Raw genomic sequence first — 13,090 nt, 5'->3', positions numbered from 1 at the left:
AAACCACCAACCCACCCGGGGGGGGCGGGGGGGGGTGCCCCCCCCCCGGCCGCCACGTACGTCAGCGGTCATCGCCTCCGAGCACATGCTCCGGACCGTCCAGCCACACGGACTGCTCGCCGTTGGGGTGCACGGTCACTCCGAATCGGGTCAGCTCGGGCCTTCCCCGCTCCAGCCACCACGTGCGAGCCTCGCAGACCTCGTCCCACAGCCGTCGCTCTCCTACCTGCTCGACTGCATCCTGGGCCGCCCAATCGTGATACCGGGCCGAAGCCCAAGACCCCCTGTCATCAGACAGTCGGACGCGATAGGTGCCCCGCGGATCCGCATCGTCCCAACAGTGCACGGCCCGGACCTGCGGCACCCTCAAACCGATGGCGAATGCGACGTGGACGTTCTCCTCAGCCAGGTCAGGGTCCATCGCCGACGCGCTTCTCGTCCCCGCCCCGGTGCCGGGAGCGACTACCGAGTGCGGCCTTTGCGGGCGCATCCACATGAAGTTGGCGTTCTCGACGAACCGCCCGTGCGAAGCGCCACCCGGTTCGCCGACCACAAGCCGCAGCAGCCCGGCGTTGGCATACGGCGTGCCCCAGGGCGTCACGACGACCCCTTCGGGAACCGTCTGCTGGATCCACGACCAGGGCACGGACTACACGGCTGCCGTGGAATGCACGCGGTCGTACGGCCTTCCGGGTTTCCAGCCGGCGAGCCCGTCGCCGACGATCTGCTTCGGAGTCAGCCTCGTTGCTTCGAGCGATCTCGCCGCTTCCGCCGCAACCGCCCCGTCGATCTCGATCGTCGTCACCTGCTCGCCGCCGAGTCGGGCGGCGAGCAGGGCACTCGTCCACCCGGTGCCAGTCCCCACGTCGAGCACGTTCTGCCCGTTGGCGACATCTAGTTCCCGGAGCATGGTCGCTACCAGTGATGGCATGGACCCCGATGAGGTTGGAACACCGGGGCCGTCCTCATCGCCGTCATCGAGCTGAGTCACCACCGACTGGTCGGCATTCACCAGAGCCCACCACGCCGCCGGCTCCCGCATCCGGTTGATCATCCGGTAGCCCGAGGGCCTCTCGTCGTCCGGCAGCCAAACGTCATCCGGGACGAAGGCGGAGCGCGGGGCGCGCTCGAACGCACCCCGCCACTCCTCCTCCAGGACGCCAGATGCCACCAACTCGGCAATCAGCTGTGCGTACCTGTCCATCAACGCCTACTTCTTCTCCTCGTCCGGCCCCGGAGGCGGGACCGGACGGGTCCACCGGCCGTCCGACTCCTTCCGGGACTGCTGCTGGTCGCCGGACTTTCCGCCTTGGCCGTCACCGTGGTTGCCCATGCCGTCACTCTCCCGTCGGCGTCGGGGTCGGGCCCTTGCCGTGGCGGGGCGTGGGGCGGGTGCCGGGCTCGGGCGGTACCGGTCCGGGGCCGGGGAAGGGGGTGGTCATGTCGCCGTCTCCTCTCGCCGAATTGCGTTGTGGAAAATCACGCTAGAAGCATGCGGAGAGCGGGTTCAACGAAATTCCCGTAATCGACTAAAGATCTCCTCGGAAATCGGCGGCGAGGGTGGAGAGGAAGTCTCGTGCGTCAACCCCAAATATTGCCATGTCTTCATACATTGCGAAGATGGCGAGATGTTCGGCGATGTCCTGGGGGTCGCGGAAAACGATCCGGCCGGTGAAGGTCTCCACCGTTGCCAGGTGATCGCCGTACACCGTGAAGGTGTTCATCGGACCTTGCCCGGTCACCACACCGTTCAAGACGATCCCGATCCGGATGTTCGGCAGTCGCGAGAGCGCCACCAGGTGTTCGATCTGCACAGACATCGCCACCGGCCGAACCGCTGTCCACCGCACGGCCTGCTCGGTGAGCACGAAGGTGAACGACTTCGTGGTGTCGCAGAGCACCGCTTGCCGTTCCAGCTTCCGTGCGACGGTCTTGCCGACGTCGCCAGACGAGTGCGCGAGGCTGGCCCGTACATACTCAGGGGTGGCCAACAGCCCCGTGATCATGGCCGGCAGGAAGTAGCGGAACTCGGTCGCCGACGCCTCCAACGTAGCCAGCTCCGCCTGGCGCTTGTCCAGCCCGCGCCTCAGCGACGCGCGGATCCCCTGCCATTCGGTGTTCGCGATCCTGGCAAGAGACATGATTTCCTCGGCTGACTCCGGAGGAACCCCGAGCGCTCGGAGAATGGACTCGACCTCGGTGAGGCGAGGAGTCTTTCGCCCGGTCTCGATTTTGCTGATCGTGCTCTGGGACAGGCCGCAACGCCGAGCGAGCCGGTCTCCACTGAGACCGGCTCGCTTTCGGAGCTCTCGCAACAGTCGTGCCAGATCAGCCTTCGACCGGTCCAACTGCTCAGGGGTGAACGTCACTTACCCATGATCCTTCAGGTACTCCAGGAAGGGAACGGACTCGGCGATGGCCAGCCGCTTCCACGCCGCGTACGGCGCGGGATCGCCCTCGTGGACCTGGCGGTTGATCTGGGTGCCGTCGGGGCGATAGTTCATCAGCACCACGCGCTGGTCGTCGAACAGCCAGAAGTCCTGCTCGGGCAGGCCGGGATTCGGTCGGTCGGTCAGGTCGAGGATCCGCACGTCCTCTCCGGCCTCGACGTTGTAGCGGTAGTGCGCGAACTCGTAGCGCAGGTACTCCGTCAGCGGCCGGGTGAGCACGTGGACTCGGCCGACCCGACGCCCCGTCTCCCGGTAACCCCGAACGCGTGCCATCCACACGGCGGTTGCTCCGGCGTCGAGGGGCTCGCCGGCGAGGAAGCGGCGGATGGCCTCCTCCTCCTGCGGCATCGTGTAGACGGAGTGCGTTTCGAGCCGCCACGCCTCGCGCTCCATCGCGTCGAAGCACGCCCGCCAGTCGTCACCATCCAAGAACACGGAATGCCTCCCGCAGGGTCTCCTCGGGGATCTCGACGAGTGATTCCCCTTCCGGTGCACGGAATCCCGTGAACGTGTCTCCCTGGACGACGAACGAGCCGCGATCGGTCGCGTAGACGTTCGGGCAGTCGTCCATCCCGCACTCTCCCGAGCCCTCGCCGCTGCCGCCGCGAGTGAGTCGGATCAGCCCAGACTTAGTGCTCATGGTGAACCCCCTTGTGGGTGCTCATGGTTGGACCTGGCGAGTACGACGCTAAGTCGTGCACCGCCTCGATTGCCGTCCGAATGCGGAACTATTCCCGTTTTCGCCTAAAGATCTTGAGGCTGCGGGCGGCCCGTGGCAGGCTCGTGGCGCATGATCGATGAATTCGCGAAAGCCAACCTGCACCAGCGGCTGCGGCGGGACCGTGAGGCGCTGCTCTGGAAGCTCGACGGCCTGTCCGAGTACGACGCCCGCCGACCCCTGACGGCGACCGGGACCAACCTCCTCGGCCTTGTGAAGCACGTGGCCACCGTCGAGGCCAGGTACTTCGGCGAGGTCTTCGGCCGCCCCTCCCCGGAACCGCTGTGCCGCTGGCAGGACTCCGACGGCAGTGACCTGTGGGCGGCCGAGGGCGAGACCCGCGAGCAGATCACCGACTTCTACCGGCGCACCTGGGAGCACTCGGACGCGACGATCGACGAACTGCCCCTCGACGCCCGCGGCCACGTGCCGTGGTGGTCGGAACCTTCTCCCAACACGAACCTGTTCGCCATCCTGGTCCACGTCCTCGGCGAGACCAACCGGCACGCCGGGCACGCCGATGTCCTGCGCGAGAGCGTCGACGGCCGGACCGGGATGCGCCCCGAACACGAGCGGCAGATCGACGAGCAAGCCCGTGCGGCCCACTTCGCGAAGGTCGAGCAGGCCGCCAGGTCGGCCGCACCGATCAAGGCCTAGAGATGAGCCCGCCCGCCGCCCTGACCTCTGCGGAACTCGGCGGCGAGGGCGGAGAGAAAGTCTCGCGCGCCGTCCCCGAAGATTGCCATGCCCTCATACATCGCGAAGATGGCGAGATCCTCGCCGATATCCCGGGGAATCGCGGAAGACCATCCTCCCGGTGAACGTCTCAACCGTTGCCAGGCGGTCGTCGTACACGGTGAACGTGTTCATCGGGCCCCGCCCGGTCGCCACGCCGTTCGGGACGATCCCGATCCGCTCTTGTTTAGTGCGGACTTGCCTGTTGCTCGGCGATACTCATGCCGTGGGATGGTTTGAGCAGGCCAAGGAAGCCGAGGAATTCCGCGACTGGGACACAGCGATCGCGCTGGTGAGTGCGCACGCCGAGTGCTACTCGGCCAACTTCTACGCTCACGACCACCATCTGTGGCACATGGACTTGCTCGCCCGTGCTCAGCGGATAGAGGAACTGACGGATCTGGCGCGGGTGGACGTGCATGCGCGTCGGAGGTTGAACCGCCTGCTCCGCGAGGCGTCCGTGAAGGACGGTCGCGGTGAGGGTACCGCAGCCGGATAGGCGCACGATGGCGATGCCCCGTTGCGGCCCGGGCTCTTCTTGCCCGGGTCCAGTTCGGTGGTGTCTTTGGGTGCGTTCACCGAGGCCCGCACGGTCTGCGAGTCCAGGACGACAGCGGTGGGGTCCTCGTGACGTCGACCCCGAGCGCGCGGAGAACGGACTCGACCTCGGTGAGGCGAGGAGTCCTACGCCCGGTCTCGATCTTGCTGATCGTGCTCTGGGACAGGCCGCAGCGCCGAGCGAGCCGGTCTCCGCTGAGACCGGCTCGCTTGCGGAGATCACGCAGCAACCACGCCAGATCGGCCTTCGACCGGTCCACCTGTTCAGGGGCGAAGACCATGGTGAACCCCCCTGTGCGCGCTCATGGTCGGACCTGATGACTACGAAGCTAAGCGGGTACCGGATCGGGTGCCGTCCGAACGCGGAACTATTCCTGTTCTCGCCTAAAGATCTTGCAGCCGACCTCAGGGGGCGGCCCCGGGTGGGCTGTCACGGTTTGGTCGCACGTGCATGCCAAATCATCGTCAAAGATGTTCCATCGCCTGGTACTTGATCGCGGCCTGCGCTATCAAGTTCCCCAGGAGGACCGTCGCTGACGGTCCCGTAATCGGGGGAACACCACTCATGATGTCCATCACCGCTGGTAGAAGCACGCGTGCCCTCGTCGTCCTGGCGGCCGTCGGCGCGTTGACGCTCAGCGCGTGCAACGACGACAGCTCGTCGGACACCGCCAAGACCCCGCCGCCGGCCGCGCCGACCGCCGCGGCCACCACGGCCCCGCCCGCCGCCACCAGCGCACCCGCCGCTCCGTCCACTCCGGCGGCGACCTCGGCGGCTCCGTCGGCGCCGGCCACCCCGGCCGCGCCGAGTGCGCCGCCCGCCGGGGGCGCGACTGCCGCGCCGGGGACGACGTTCAAGATCGGCGAGGCCGCGCAGGTGCCGTTCACCTTCGGCAGCACCAAGGGCACCGTCTCTCTCGCCGTCACGTCCATCCAGGCGGGCGACCCCGCCGACCTCGACCCGCTCAAGCTTGGCGACAAGGTGAAGGGCATGGTGCCGTTCTACATCCGCTACACCATCACCAACAGCGGCACCACCGATCTGTCCAACACCAGCGTCGACCACATCAAGGGCCTGCTCCCGGACGGCAGCCTGGCCCAGGAGGTGTCCGTCATCGGCGAGTTCGCCAAGTGCTCCAGTGCGAGCCTGCCGAGGGGCTTCGTCCCCGGCCAGACCGCCGAGCGCTGCGCGCTCGCCGTCGCTCCCAACGCCTCCGTCAAGGTCACCGGCGCCCAGTACTGGGGCAGCCCGTACGGCCAGGGCAAGACCGGCCTCAACTGGAAGTAGTCCCCGCCGAACCGGCGACGGCCCCCGCTCCGCGCGTTCGCGCGGGGCGGGGGCTTCGCTCAGCCGACCGAGCGGAGGGCGTAGTAGGCGCGGAGGGCGGCGTCGGCGCCGGAGCCGGTGGCGGTCATGATGCGCTGGCCGCGGGCGGAGCGGAGGTCGCCCGCGGTGAGGACGCGGGGGTGCTGGCGGTCGGGCGGGCAGTAGCCGTCGGGGGAGCGGACGAGGTCGCCGGGGAGGGCGGCGGGGCGGCAGCCGAGGTTCACGAAGACCGCGTCGGACGCGAAGGTGCCCAAGTCGGGTGTGGTGAAGAGACCTTGGGGCGTCCGGCGGAGGGTGAGGGCGTCGAGTTCGAGGAGGGTGACGCGGGGGTCGGCGCGGACCTCGTCGGCCTTGTAGGCGTCCGTCGGCGGGTGGGGGACCAGCAGCCGGAACGGGGTGTCGGGGTGGGCGCGGAGCAGCGTGCCGAGGGGGCGGTCGGCGCCGAGGACGAGGGCGGGGCGGCCGGCGATGGCGGCGGCGTCCGCCTCCCAGAGCGGTGGCAGGGGGCCGACGTCGGCGGTGATCCACTCGGCTTCGGACGGGAACGCGGCGCGGACGCCGGTGGCGACGACGGCGTACCGGCCGCGGACGGCGGTTCCGCCGGCGAGCAGGAGGGTCACGCCGTCGTCGTCGGCGTGCAGTTCGGCCGCCGGGTCGCCGAGCAGGACGTCGCAGGAGGCGGCGGCCCGCTCGACGTCCGCCGTGACGGCGTCGGCGTAGGCGGTGCCGGTGGCGAAGCCGAGGACGTTCTGCACCGCCGGGACGCGGCGGAGGGTGGCGCCCAGCTCCCGCCGTTCGACGAGCGCCGAGCGCAGGCCGACGCTGGCCGCCATCACCGCCGCCGCGCAGCCCGCCGGGCCGCCGCCGACGATCACCAGGTCGTACGGTGCGGGCGCAGGATTCGTCACCATCGTCCGAACAGCTCCTCCGTCGCGGCCGACCCCACCTCCGCAGCTTAGGGCCTCTCTTTTGGATCTTGTCGGATCAGGCCGCGGCGTTGGGGTGCCTGCATCGCAAGGCGGAGGAGGAAGCCCGATGCAGCGCATTGGCGACCGACGACAACGCGGCGAGGTGCGTGCCCTGGGGGTACCTCCCGGCCGAAGGCTGGGGGCGCGTCGCGGACCCGGCAAAGATCCGAAAGAGAGGCCCTAGACCGGGCGGGTCTGCGCCCAGGCGTGCAGCAGGCGGGCGCCGTCGCCGAGGCGGGTGGCGTACAGCGTGCCGGCCTGTCCGCCCGCGAGTTCGTCGGTCGTGGTGGTGACGCCGACGACGGTGCCGACGCCGGTCCGGGTGTCGAACTGCGCGAAGTGCGGTCCGCCGCTCGCCCCGTGCGACATGTCGCAGGACTCGCCCCACAGCAGCGGCGCCTTGGTGCCGGGCCGGGCGGGTCCGGCGCAGTGGATCATGCGCGAACCGGCGTACTTGGCGGCGGGGTCGTTGAGCCGGTCCTTCGGGTAGCCGAAGGTGTGGACGAACTCGCCCTCGGTGGGCCTGGTGAACGCGATCCGCTGGCTCCCGGTGACGTCCGCGATCCGCCGTCCCCCGGCCGCGGGGTTGGCGACCAGGACGGCGGTGTCGTGGCCGGCGACGGCGAGGTCGTCCGGGCGCGCCCGGACGGGGTCGGCGTCCCACTGAGCCGGGGTGGCCATGGACTTGACGCTGAAGCCGCCGAGCGGCTTGGTGCCGTTGCGGTAGCCGGGCACGAAGTAGAAGTTGTGGCGCCAGGTGTCGGCGGCGGCGGGATCGCCGACGGTCCGCAGGCAGTGCGCCGCCGTGAGGACGGTGCTGCGGTTCGCGCTGGCGACGACCGTCGCGGTGCAACTGCCGTCGTAGCCGTCCGAGAAGGTGAAGAAGAGTCGGCCGACGCTCCGCTCCACCGCGCCGCCGTGGGTCCAAGTGCCCCCGGTGTCCGGGGTGTTGCCGGGCAGCGGTCGCGGATCGTCGGGCGTGTCGTCGTCCGCGGGCAGCGGGGTGATCTCCGGGATCAGCGCGCCCGCCAGCTTCATCCGGTCGGCGGTCCAGTAGGCGTCGATCCGGCCGCGCTCCGCCTCGGTGGTCGCACCGGCGTGCGTCGTGAGGGAGGCCGGCCCGGCGGCGAAGGCCGCGGTCGGCAGCAGTGCGGCCGCCGCGGCCGCACTCAGCAGGACGGCCCCCGCGGCGGCGAGGCTACGGCGGTGGGGCGCGCGATGTGTGGGTGTGGATGCCATGCGTCGGACGGTAGGTCCGGGACGTCGACGTCTCGTCTGGACGGCGTCTCATCCGCCCATCGGTCACATCAGGTTCCGGTGACGACCGTTTCGTTCCCGTCTCGACGGCGCCGGGTGGCACCCCTGCGGTCAGGGGCGCCACCTGGCGGGTGCGGCGAGGGGCTCAGCCCTGCTGCGGGGCCTGCGGCTGCTGAGCCGGCTGAGCCTGCTGGGGGTGCTGAGCCTGCTGCGGCGCGTTCGGGTCGTACGGGGCGTACGGCGCGGCGCCCGGGACGGGGACGGCGGCCGGGGCGGCCGGGGCGTTGGAGCGGTCGACCAGGGCCTTGACCGCGTTGGCTATCAGCACCACCGGCAGGATGAACGCCTTGAAGAAGACCGTGTACGTGCCGCCGTCGAAGACGAACGCCAGGTAGTAGGCGTAGCCGGTGAAGCCGAGGCCGACCAGCACGTTGAGGATGCGCCAGCCGATCTTCAGACCGCCGAGGTTGACCGCGGCGATGATCAGCAGCGCGATACCGCTGATCGCCAGCAGTACGACATACCAGGAGAAAAGGGGATCGACGTCGAAGTCGAGGTTCACGAGTTGTTCCTGTGAGTGAGTGGGATAGAGCGGCTGTCAGGGACGAGTGCGCACAGTACTGGAAGCCGCCGACATCCGGCCCCACGATTTCGTCACGGTGTCATTGCAGAATCCACCCGGCAAACCCCCCGCTCGCCCCTTGAAAACCGCTCAGGAAGCGTCAGTGCGTTCGGATATGATGCCGCCGTCGCTGGTTGGGGGGCGAAGCAGCGACCCGGGTGAAAGTCCTGGTGCGGCCCCCCGCCTCGGCGAAACCGCCTGCTGCCGGGTTCGTCGGGTTCGCCCGCCTTCCTCCCGTGAGGTCCCCCTTGCGTACTCAGCACCGCAGATCCCTCGCCCTCGCCGCCGCGGCCACCCTGGTCTCGGGCGCGGCCCTGGCCGCCGCCCCCGGCGCGGCCGCGCTGCCGCGTTCCGGCGGGGCCGGCGCGGTCCGGAGCGCCCAGAGCGCCCAGAGCGCCCAGAGCCTGGGCACGCCGGGCCCGGGCGTCCAGGAGCAGCGCAGCCCGGTGACGATCACCACCGCCGGCTTCCCCCGCACCCTCACCGCCGGCGGTCCGGCCACCGAGTTCACCGCCACCCTGCGCAACTCCGCCGACCACGCGGTCGACGTCACCACCGGCTTCACCGTCGCCAACCTCGACTCCGGCGTCCGCGAGACCCAGCTCAGGCTGGAGTTCCAGGCCCCCGGCGGCGCCGGGTGGAAGCCCGCCACGCTCAACCCGGGCGCGCGCGTCGGCGCCACCTGGGACCTCGACGCCTTCGCGACCCGGCTGAGCCTGCCCGCCGGCGCCTCGGCGACGTACCGGCTGCGGCTCGCCGTCACCGCCGACGCGCCCGCCGGCCGGGCCACCGGCGGGTTCAACGCGATGGTCTCCGACCCGACGCTGCCGCCGGAGAACCGGATCACCGGCGCGAACGGGCCGGCCCAGGAGTTCACCACCGTCGCGGCCGGCTCCACCGGCACGCCGACGCCCGCCCCCGCGCCCGGGGTGCCGTACCTCGGCCTGGACGCGGTGCCCGCCTCCTTCACCGCCGGCGGTGAGGCGCGGCCGTTCCGGCTGACGCTCACCAACCGCAGCGGCAAGGACGTCGCCTTCCTGCCCGAACTGACCCTCCGGGGCAAGGCCCTGCCCGCCTTCGACGCGACCCGGCTGGAGTTCCAGACGCCCGACGGCGAGTGGCTGCCGGCCGCCGACTACGGCCAGTCCGTGCCGGGGCGGCTGACGCTGACGCTGCGCTCGGGGGACAAGGACGGCTCGCTGGTCCGGCTGCGCGACGGCGAGTCGCGGACGGTCAACGTGCGGCTGGCGTTCGCCCACGACGCCCCGGCGGGCGTGCTGTCGCTGCTGGTCACCGGGAGCAGCGTGCCGGTCGGCGGCAGCGGTGCGGGTGCGGGCGCCGCGGTGGCGGCGGCCAGTTCGGCGGTCGACGTGACGGTGGTCGCCGCCGCCCCGGTCACGCCGTCCGGCGCGCCCAGCACGCCCGCCGCCGGCGACAGCGGCACGCCGACCGCCCCGGCCGCGCCGTCGGCCGCCGCACCGTCCGCGCCCGCCGCCAACGCCCCGGCCGTCGGCCTCGCGGCGGTCACCCCGCCGCCGGCGCCGAGCGACACGCCGGCCGCCGTCCCGGCGGCGCAGACCACGGAGACGCCGCCGAGCGCGGCCGCCGCTCCGGCACCGGCCGTCACCGTGACCGTGGCGGCGGCGCCGGTGACGTCCACCGACCTGGCGACCACCGGCGGCTCGTCCACCAACACGCCGATGGCGATCACCGGGGCGACGGCGATCGCGATGGGCATCGGGACGCTGCTGGTGGCCCACCGGCGGCAGAAGGCCCGCCCGGGCGCCCGTCCGCCCCGCCCGGCCATGGCGACGCCGTCGGGGATGGGCCCGGGGGTGGGGCCCGCCGGCCCGGGGGCGCGTCCGGTCGCCGGCCCGGCGATGCGCCCGGCCGGCCCGGCTGGCCCGGCAGGCCCCGCCGGTCCGGCCGGCCCGGCCACGGGTCCTGCCGCGCGTTAGGCCGGCGGATCGGGTCGGACGGCGTCGCGTCGTCCGGGTGCGAGCGTCGCCGGGCGGAGGACGGGGGCACCTCCGGGGCCGTCGCCCACCGGCGACGACGCGGTGGCCTGCGTGCTCCGGTGCCGCTGATCCGGGCTGGTCCGCGGGGCACGCCCCGACCTCTCGGGGTGCGTCGCCGACTGGTGGTGACGCGGTGGCCTGCGTGCTCCGGCGCCGCTGATCCGGGCTGATCCGCCGGACATGCCCCGACCCCCGGGGCGTACTGTTCACCCTGCTCGGCGGGCTCCCGTCGAGCGGCGACGCGCTGGCGGGCGAGGGGGAGCGGGGATGACCGACCACGAGGTGCTGCACGTGTTCTGCGGCCCGGACGGCGGGCACGGGAACGCGCTCGGCGTCGTCCGGGACGGCGCCGCCGTGCCCACCCAGGCCGCCCGGCAGGCGCTCGCCCGTCGGCTCGGCTTCAGCGAGACGGTGTTCGTCGACGACCCGGAGCGCGGCGTCATCGACATCTACACCCCCACCCTCCGCCTCCCGTTCGCCGGACACCCGTGCGTCGGCACGGCCTGGCTGCTCGGGGTGGACCGACTGGTCACCGCGGCGGGCGTGGTCGGCGTCCGGCACGACGGCGCGTTCACCCGGATCGCGGCGCCCGCCGCCTGGGCGCCGCCGCGCACGCTCCGCCGGCACGCCTCGCCCGCCGAGGTGGACGGACTGGCGGTGCCGCCGCCGGGTGAGTGGATCTACGCCTGGGCCTGGGCGGACGAGGCCGCCGGCACCGTCCGCGCCCGCGCGTTCCCCGGCCGGGACGACGGCATCGACGAGGACGAGGCGACCGGCGCGGCCGCCATCCTGCTCACCGCCGAACTGGGGCGCGATCTGACGATCACCCAGGGGCGGGGCTCGCAGCTCGTCACGGGCGTCCGGGACGGCGGCCTCGTCGAGGTCGGCGGCCGGGTCCGCCGGGCGGGCTGACAGCGGGGAACGACGGGGAGCGAAGAGGGGGCAGCCGGCGGCTCAGCGCCCGTGGCTCGACACGGGCTCCGCGTAGACGGGCGACGCCGGGGCCGGTACGGGGGCCGTCGTCGTGGCGGACGGCCGACCGGACGGGGCGGCGGCCCTCGGGGCCCGGGGGGCGGCGGCGCGGCGCAGCAGGAGCGAGCGGCCGGCCGGGACCAGGGCGAGATGGGTGACCGCGACCCCGACGACGGCGAGCAGGATGTGGTCGACGTTGAGCACGTGCCCGGGGGTCCAGGAGGAGAGGAACTCCAGCGCCGTGGCCAGCAGGGCGGAGGCGCCGGTGGTGCGCAGGAAGGAGAGGAACCAGGAGGCCCGGAGGCGGCCGCCGGCGAGCGGCAGGAGGACCGCGAGCGGGGCCAGCAGGAAGATCTCGCCGAGGACTTGGCCCGCACTGGACGAGCGGAGCGAGCCGAGCGGCGTCAGGTTGGCGTCGTAGACCCAGGCCACCGGGAGCGGTCTCAGTACCAGCCAGCCGACCAGCGCCAGATGGAGGGTGAGGCCGAGCAGGCCCACCATCCGGAGCGGGCGTTGGGAATGCTGGACGGCCGTCGCCAGTCCGGTATCGGTCCGCACGGCGGAACGCTCCTCGCGTGTCCTGGTGCCATCTCGCTGCACGGGGGGAAGGACGTGCGCCGACAGCGCGCCGGTTCCATGCCCGGTGTGAACTTTGCGCCGCACGCCGGGGCGAGGGCCGGGGCGAGGGTCGGAGCGGGGGTCGGAGCGGGGGCCGAAAGCGCGGTGCGCGAACTCAGACGCGCGGCGCGGCCGTCGCCGCGAGCGCGCCGGGCAGCGCGGCGCAGGTCTCCCGGAGCCGGCGGGCGAGGTCGGCGCCGGTGTGGCCGGCGGGTTGCGCCACCCAGCCGTCGAGCGCCCGGTGGAACGCCGCGACCAGCATGTCGAGCGCCAGGTGCGCGCGCAGGTCGTCGGCGTCGGCGAGGGCGAACCGCTCGCCGACCACGCCCACTGCGGCGCGCGTGGTGCGGTCGCAGAACGCCAGCCCGTGCGCGTCCATCGAGGGCGTCCGTGCGGCGAGCCGACGGCTGGCCAGGGCGCGTTCGGCCCAGCCGTCGGCGGGCATCCGGTCGAGGGCCGCGACGAGCGCGTCCTCGTACACCCCGATGAGCGGGCGGCCGTCGGCGATCGGGCCGGTCGAGAGGACGTCGAGGAAGGCCGCCCAGAGGTCCTGGGTGGGGGCCATCGCGACGTCCTCCTTGCTGGTGAACGTGCGGAAGAAGGTCCGCTTGGAGACCTCGACGGCGTCGCAGAGCTCGTCCAGGGTCACCCGCTCGAAGCCGCGCTCGCCGAACAGTCGCAGGGCGGTGTCGACCAGCGCCTGCCGGGTGCGCAGCTTCTTCCGCTCGCGCAGCGGCAGTTGGGCGGCGGGCACGGCGGACGCGGTCGCGGCGGACGGGGTGACCGGGGCGGCTTCGGGCTTCATCGCGGACAGTGTAGCCGGGCAGCGATTGCCACCTGTAGGCTC

17 protein-coding genes are annotated in these 13,090 nt (G+C 72.2%); 5 read left to right on the top strand and 12 right to left on the bottom strand.

Going from position 1 to position 13,090, the window contains the following annotated elements; genetic code table 11:
- Window positions 1–61: 61 nt before the first annotated feature.
- From AB0N76_RS12900 to AB0N76_RS12875, 6 genes are all read right to left on the bottom strand, one after another.
- Window positions 62–601 (bottom strand): hypothetical protein, encoded by a 540-nt coding sequence (locus AB0N76_RS12900; RefSeq protein WP_363556217.1) that lies wholly within the window; start codon window positions 599–601, stop codon window positions 62–64.
- A 48-nt stretch (window positions 602–649) separates the two neighbouring features.
- Window positions 650–1,204 (bottom strand): methyltransferase domain-containing protein, encoded by a 555-nt coding sequence (locus AB0N76_RS12895; RefSeq protein WP_363556215.1) that lies wholly within the window; start codon window positions 1,202–1,204, stop codon window positions 650–652.
- A 6-nt stretch (window positions 1,205–1,210) separates the two neighbouring features.
- Window positions 1,211–1,333 carry a hypothetical protein gene (locus AB0N76_RS12890; protein WP_363556213.1) on the bottom strand — a complete coding sequence of 41 codons (123 nt, stop codon included), beginning with the start codon at window positions 1,331–1,333 and terminating at the stop codon, window positions 1,211–1,213.
- A gap of 196 nt (window positions 1,334–1,529) precedes the next feature.
- Window positions 1,530–2,369, bottom strand: coding sequence for a helix-turn-helix transcriptional regulator (locus tag AB0N76_RS12885; RefSeq protein WP_363556211.1), 840 nt, complete (start codon window positions 2,367–2,369; stop codon window positions 1,530–1,532).
- The gene (locus AB0N76_RS12880; protein ID WP_363556209.1) at window positions 2,370–2,885 is read right to left on the bottom strand and encodes a DUF6879 family protein; all 516 of its coding nucleotides are present in this window, start codon (window positions 2,883–2,885) and stop codon (window positions 2,370–2,372) included.
- Window positions 2,869–3,090 (bottom strand): hypothetical protein, encoded by a 222-nt coding sequence (locus AB0N76_RS12875; protein ID WP_363556207.1) that lies wholly within the window; start codon window positions 3,088–3,090, stop codon window positions 2,869–2,871. Before AB0N76_RS12875 ends, AB0N76_RS12880 begins: the two co-directional genes overlap by 17 nt.
- Before the next feature lie 150 nt (window positions 3,091–3,240).
- Here AB0N76_RS12875 and AB0N76_RS12870 point away from each other — a divergent pair, with 150 nt between their 5' ends.
- Together AB0N76_RS12870 and AB0N76_RS12865 are read left to right on the top strand one after the other, a co-directional pair.
- Window positions 3,241–3,825 carry a DinB family protein gene (locus AB0N76_RS12870; RefSeq protein WP_363556205.1) on the top strand — a complete coding sequence of 195 codons (585 nt, stop codon included), beginning with the start codon at window positions 3,241–3,243 and terminating at the stop codon, window positions 3,823–3,825.
- A gap of 160 nt (window positions 3,826–3,985) precedes the next feature.
- Window positions 3,986–4,402 (top strand): hypothetical protein, encoded by a 417-nt coding sequence (locus AB0N76_RS12865; RefSeq protein WP_363556203.1) that lies wholly within the window; start codon window positions 3,986–3,988, stop codon window positions 4,400–4,402.
- A gap of 76 nt (window positions 4,403–4,478) precedes the next feature.
- On the opposite strand, the gene AB0N76_RS12860 is transcribed toward AB0N76_RS12865, so the two are convergent.
- Window positions 4,479–4,742: a helix-turn-helix transcriptional regulator gene (locus AB0N76_RS12860; protein ID WP_363556201.1), complete on the bottom strand. Its 264-nt coding sequence runs from the start codon at window positions 4,740–4,742 to the stop codon at window positions 4,479–4,481.
- 284 nt (window positions 4,743–5,026) lie between these two features.
- Here AB0N76_RS12860 and AB0N76_RS12855 point away from each other — a divergent pair, with 284 nt between their 5' ends.
- Complete coding sequence (locus AB0N76_RS12855; protein ID WP_363556199.1) at window positions 5,027–5,749, top strand: hypothetical protein; 723 nt, start codon at window positions 5,027–5,029, stop codon at window positions 5,747–5,749.
- 59 nt (window positions 5,750–5,808) lie between these two features.
- On the opposite strand, the gene AB0N76_RS12850 is transcribed toward AB0N76_RS12855, so the two are convergent.
- The 3 genes from AB0N76_RS12850 to AB0N76_RS12840 form a co-directional block, all read right to left on the bottom strand.
- A complete protein-coding gene (locus tag AB0N76_RS12850) occupies window positions 5,809–6,699 on the bottom strand; it encodes an FAD-dependent oxidoreductase (RefSeq protein ID WP_363556197.1) in 891 nt (296 codons plus the stop codon).
- Window positions 6,700–6,936: 237 nt separating this feature from the next.
- Window positions 6,937–7,995, bottom strand: a complete 1,059-nt coding sequence (locus AB0N76_RS12845; RefSeq protein ID WP_363556195.1) for a hypothetical protein — start codon at window positions 7,993–7,995, stop codon at window positions 6,937–6,939.
- A 163-nt stretch (window positions 7,996–8,158) separates the two neighbouring features.
- Window positions 8,159–8,575, bottom strand: a complete 417-nt coding sequence (locus AB0N76_RS12840) for a hypothetical protein (protein WP_363556193.1) — start codon at window positions 8,573–8,575, stop codon at window positions 8,159–8,161.
- A gap of 308 nt (window positions 8,576–8,883) precedes the next feature.
- Between AB0N76_RS12840 and AB0N76_RS12835 the strand changes: the two genes are divergently transcribed.
- Window positions 8,884–10,593: a hypothetical protein gene (locus AB0N76_RS12835; protein WP_363556191.1), complete on the top strand. Its 1,710-nt coding sequence runs from the start codon at window positions 8,884–8,886 to the stop codon at window positions 10,591–10,593.
- Window positions 10,594–10,920: 327 nt separating this feature from the next.
- Window positions 10,921–11,565: a PhzF family phenazine biosynthesis protein gene (locus AB0N76_RS12830; protein WP_363556189.1), complete on the top strand. Its 645-nt coding sequence runs from the start codon at window positions 10,921–10,923 to the stop codon at window positions 11,563–11,565.
- A 42-nt stretch (window positions 11,566–11,607) separates the two neighbouring features.
- Here the strand turns inward: AB0N76_RS12830 and AB0N76_RS12825 are convergent, their stop codons facing one another.
- Both AB0N76_RS12825 and AB0N76_RS12820 read right to left on the bottom strand, forming a co-directional pair.
- Window positions 11,608–12,183: a VanZ family protein gene (locus tag AB0N76_RS12825; protein WP_363556187.1), complete on the bottom strand. Its 576-nt coding sequence runs from the start codon at window positions 12,181–12,183 to the stop codon at window positions 11,608–11,610.
- Between the two features lie 175 nt (window positions 12,184–12,358).
- Window positions 12,359–13,048 carry a TetR family transcriptional regulator gene (locus AB0N76_RS12820; protein ID WP_363556185.1) on the bottom strand — a complete coding sequence of 230 codons (690 nt, stop codon included), beginning with the start codon at window positions 13,046–13,048 and terminating at the stop codon, window positions 12,359–12,361.
- Window positions 13,049–13,090 lie beyond the last annotated feature (42 nt).

Source organism: Kitasatospora sp. NPDC093806 (assembly GCF_040683335.1).
Classification (GTDB): domain Bacteria; phylum Actinomycetota; class Actinomycetes; order Streptomycetales; family Streptomycetaceae; genus Kitasatospora.
Note: the sequence above shows the minus strand (reverse complement) of the source record. Positions and strands in the feature narration are given on the sequence as shown.

What these genes read in the sequence shown, in the direction of transcription:
- AB0N76_RS12875 (WP_363556207.1), bottom strand. Translation starts at nt 3,090, where the DNA reads ATGAGCACTAAGTCTGGGCTGATCCGACTCACTCGCGGCGGCAGCGGC.
- AB0N76_RS12820 (WP_363556185.1), bottom strand. Translation starts at nt 13,048, where the DNA reads ATGAAGCCCGAAGCCGCCCCGGTCACCCCGTCCGCCGCGACCGCGTCC.
- AB0N76_RS12830 (WP_363556189.1), top strand. Translation starts at nt 10,921, where the DNA reads ATGACCGACCACGAGGTGCTGCACGTGTTCTGCGGCCCGGACGGCGGG.
- AB0N76_RS12870 (WP_363556205.1), top strand. Translation starts at nt 3,241, where the DNA reads ATGATCGATGAATTCGCGAAAGCCAACCTGCACCAGCGGCTGCGGCGG.
- AB0N76_RS12860 (WP_363556201.1), bottom strand. Translation starts at nt 4,742, where the DNA reads ATGGTCTTCGCCCCTGAACAGGTGGACCGGTCGAAGGCCGATCTGGCG.
- AB0N76_RS12855 (WP_363556199.1), top strand. Translation starts at nt 5,027, where the DNA reads ATGATGTCCATCACCGCTGGTAGAAGCACGCGTGCCCTCGTCGTCCTG.
- AB0N76_RS12890 (WP_363556213.1), bottom strand. Translation starts at nt 1,333, where the DNA reads ATGGGCAACCACGGTGACGGCCAAGGCGGAAAGTCCGGCGACCAGCAG.
- AB0N76_RS12895 (WP_363556215.1), bottom strand. Translation starts at nt 1,204, where the DNA reads ATGGACAGGTACGCACAGCTGATTGCCGAGTTGGTGGCATCTGGCGTC.
- AB0N76_RS12845 (WP_363556195.1), bottom strand. Translation starts at nt 7,995, where the DNA reads ATGGCATCCACACCCACACATCGCGCGCCCCACCGCCGTAGCCTCGCC.
- AB0N76_RS12850 (WP_363556197.1), bottom strand. Translation starts at nt 6,699, where the DNA reads ATGGTGACGAATCCTGCGCCCGCACCGTACGACCTGGTGATCGTCGGC.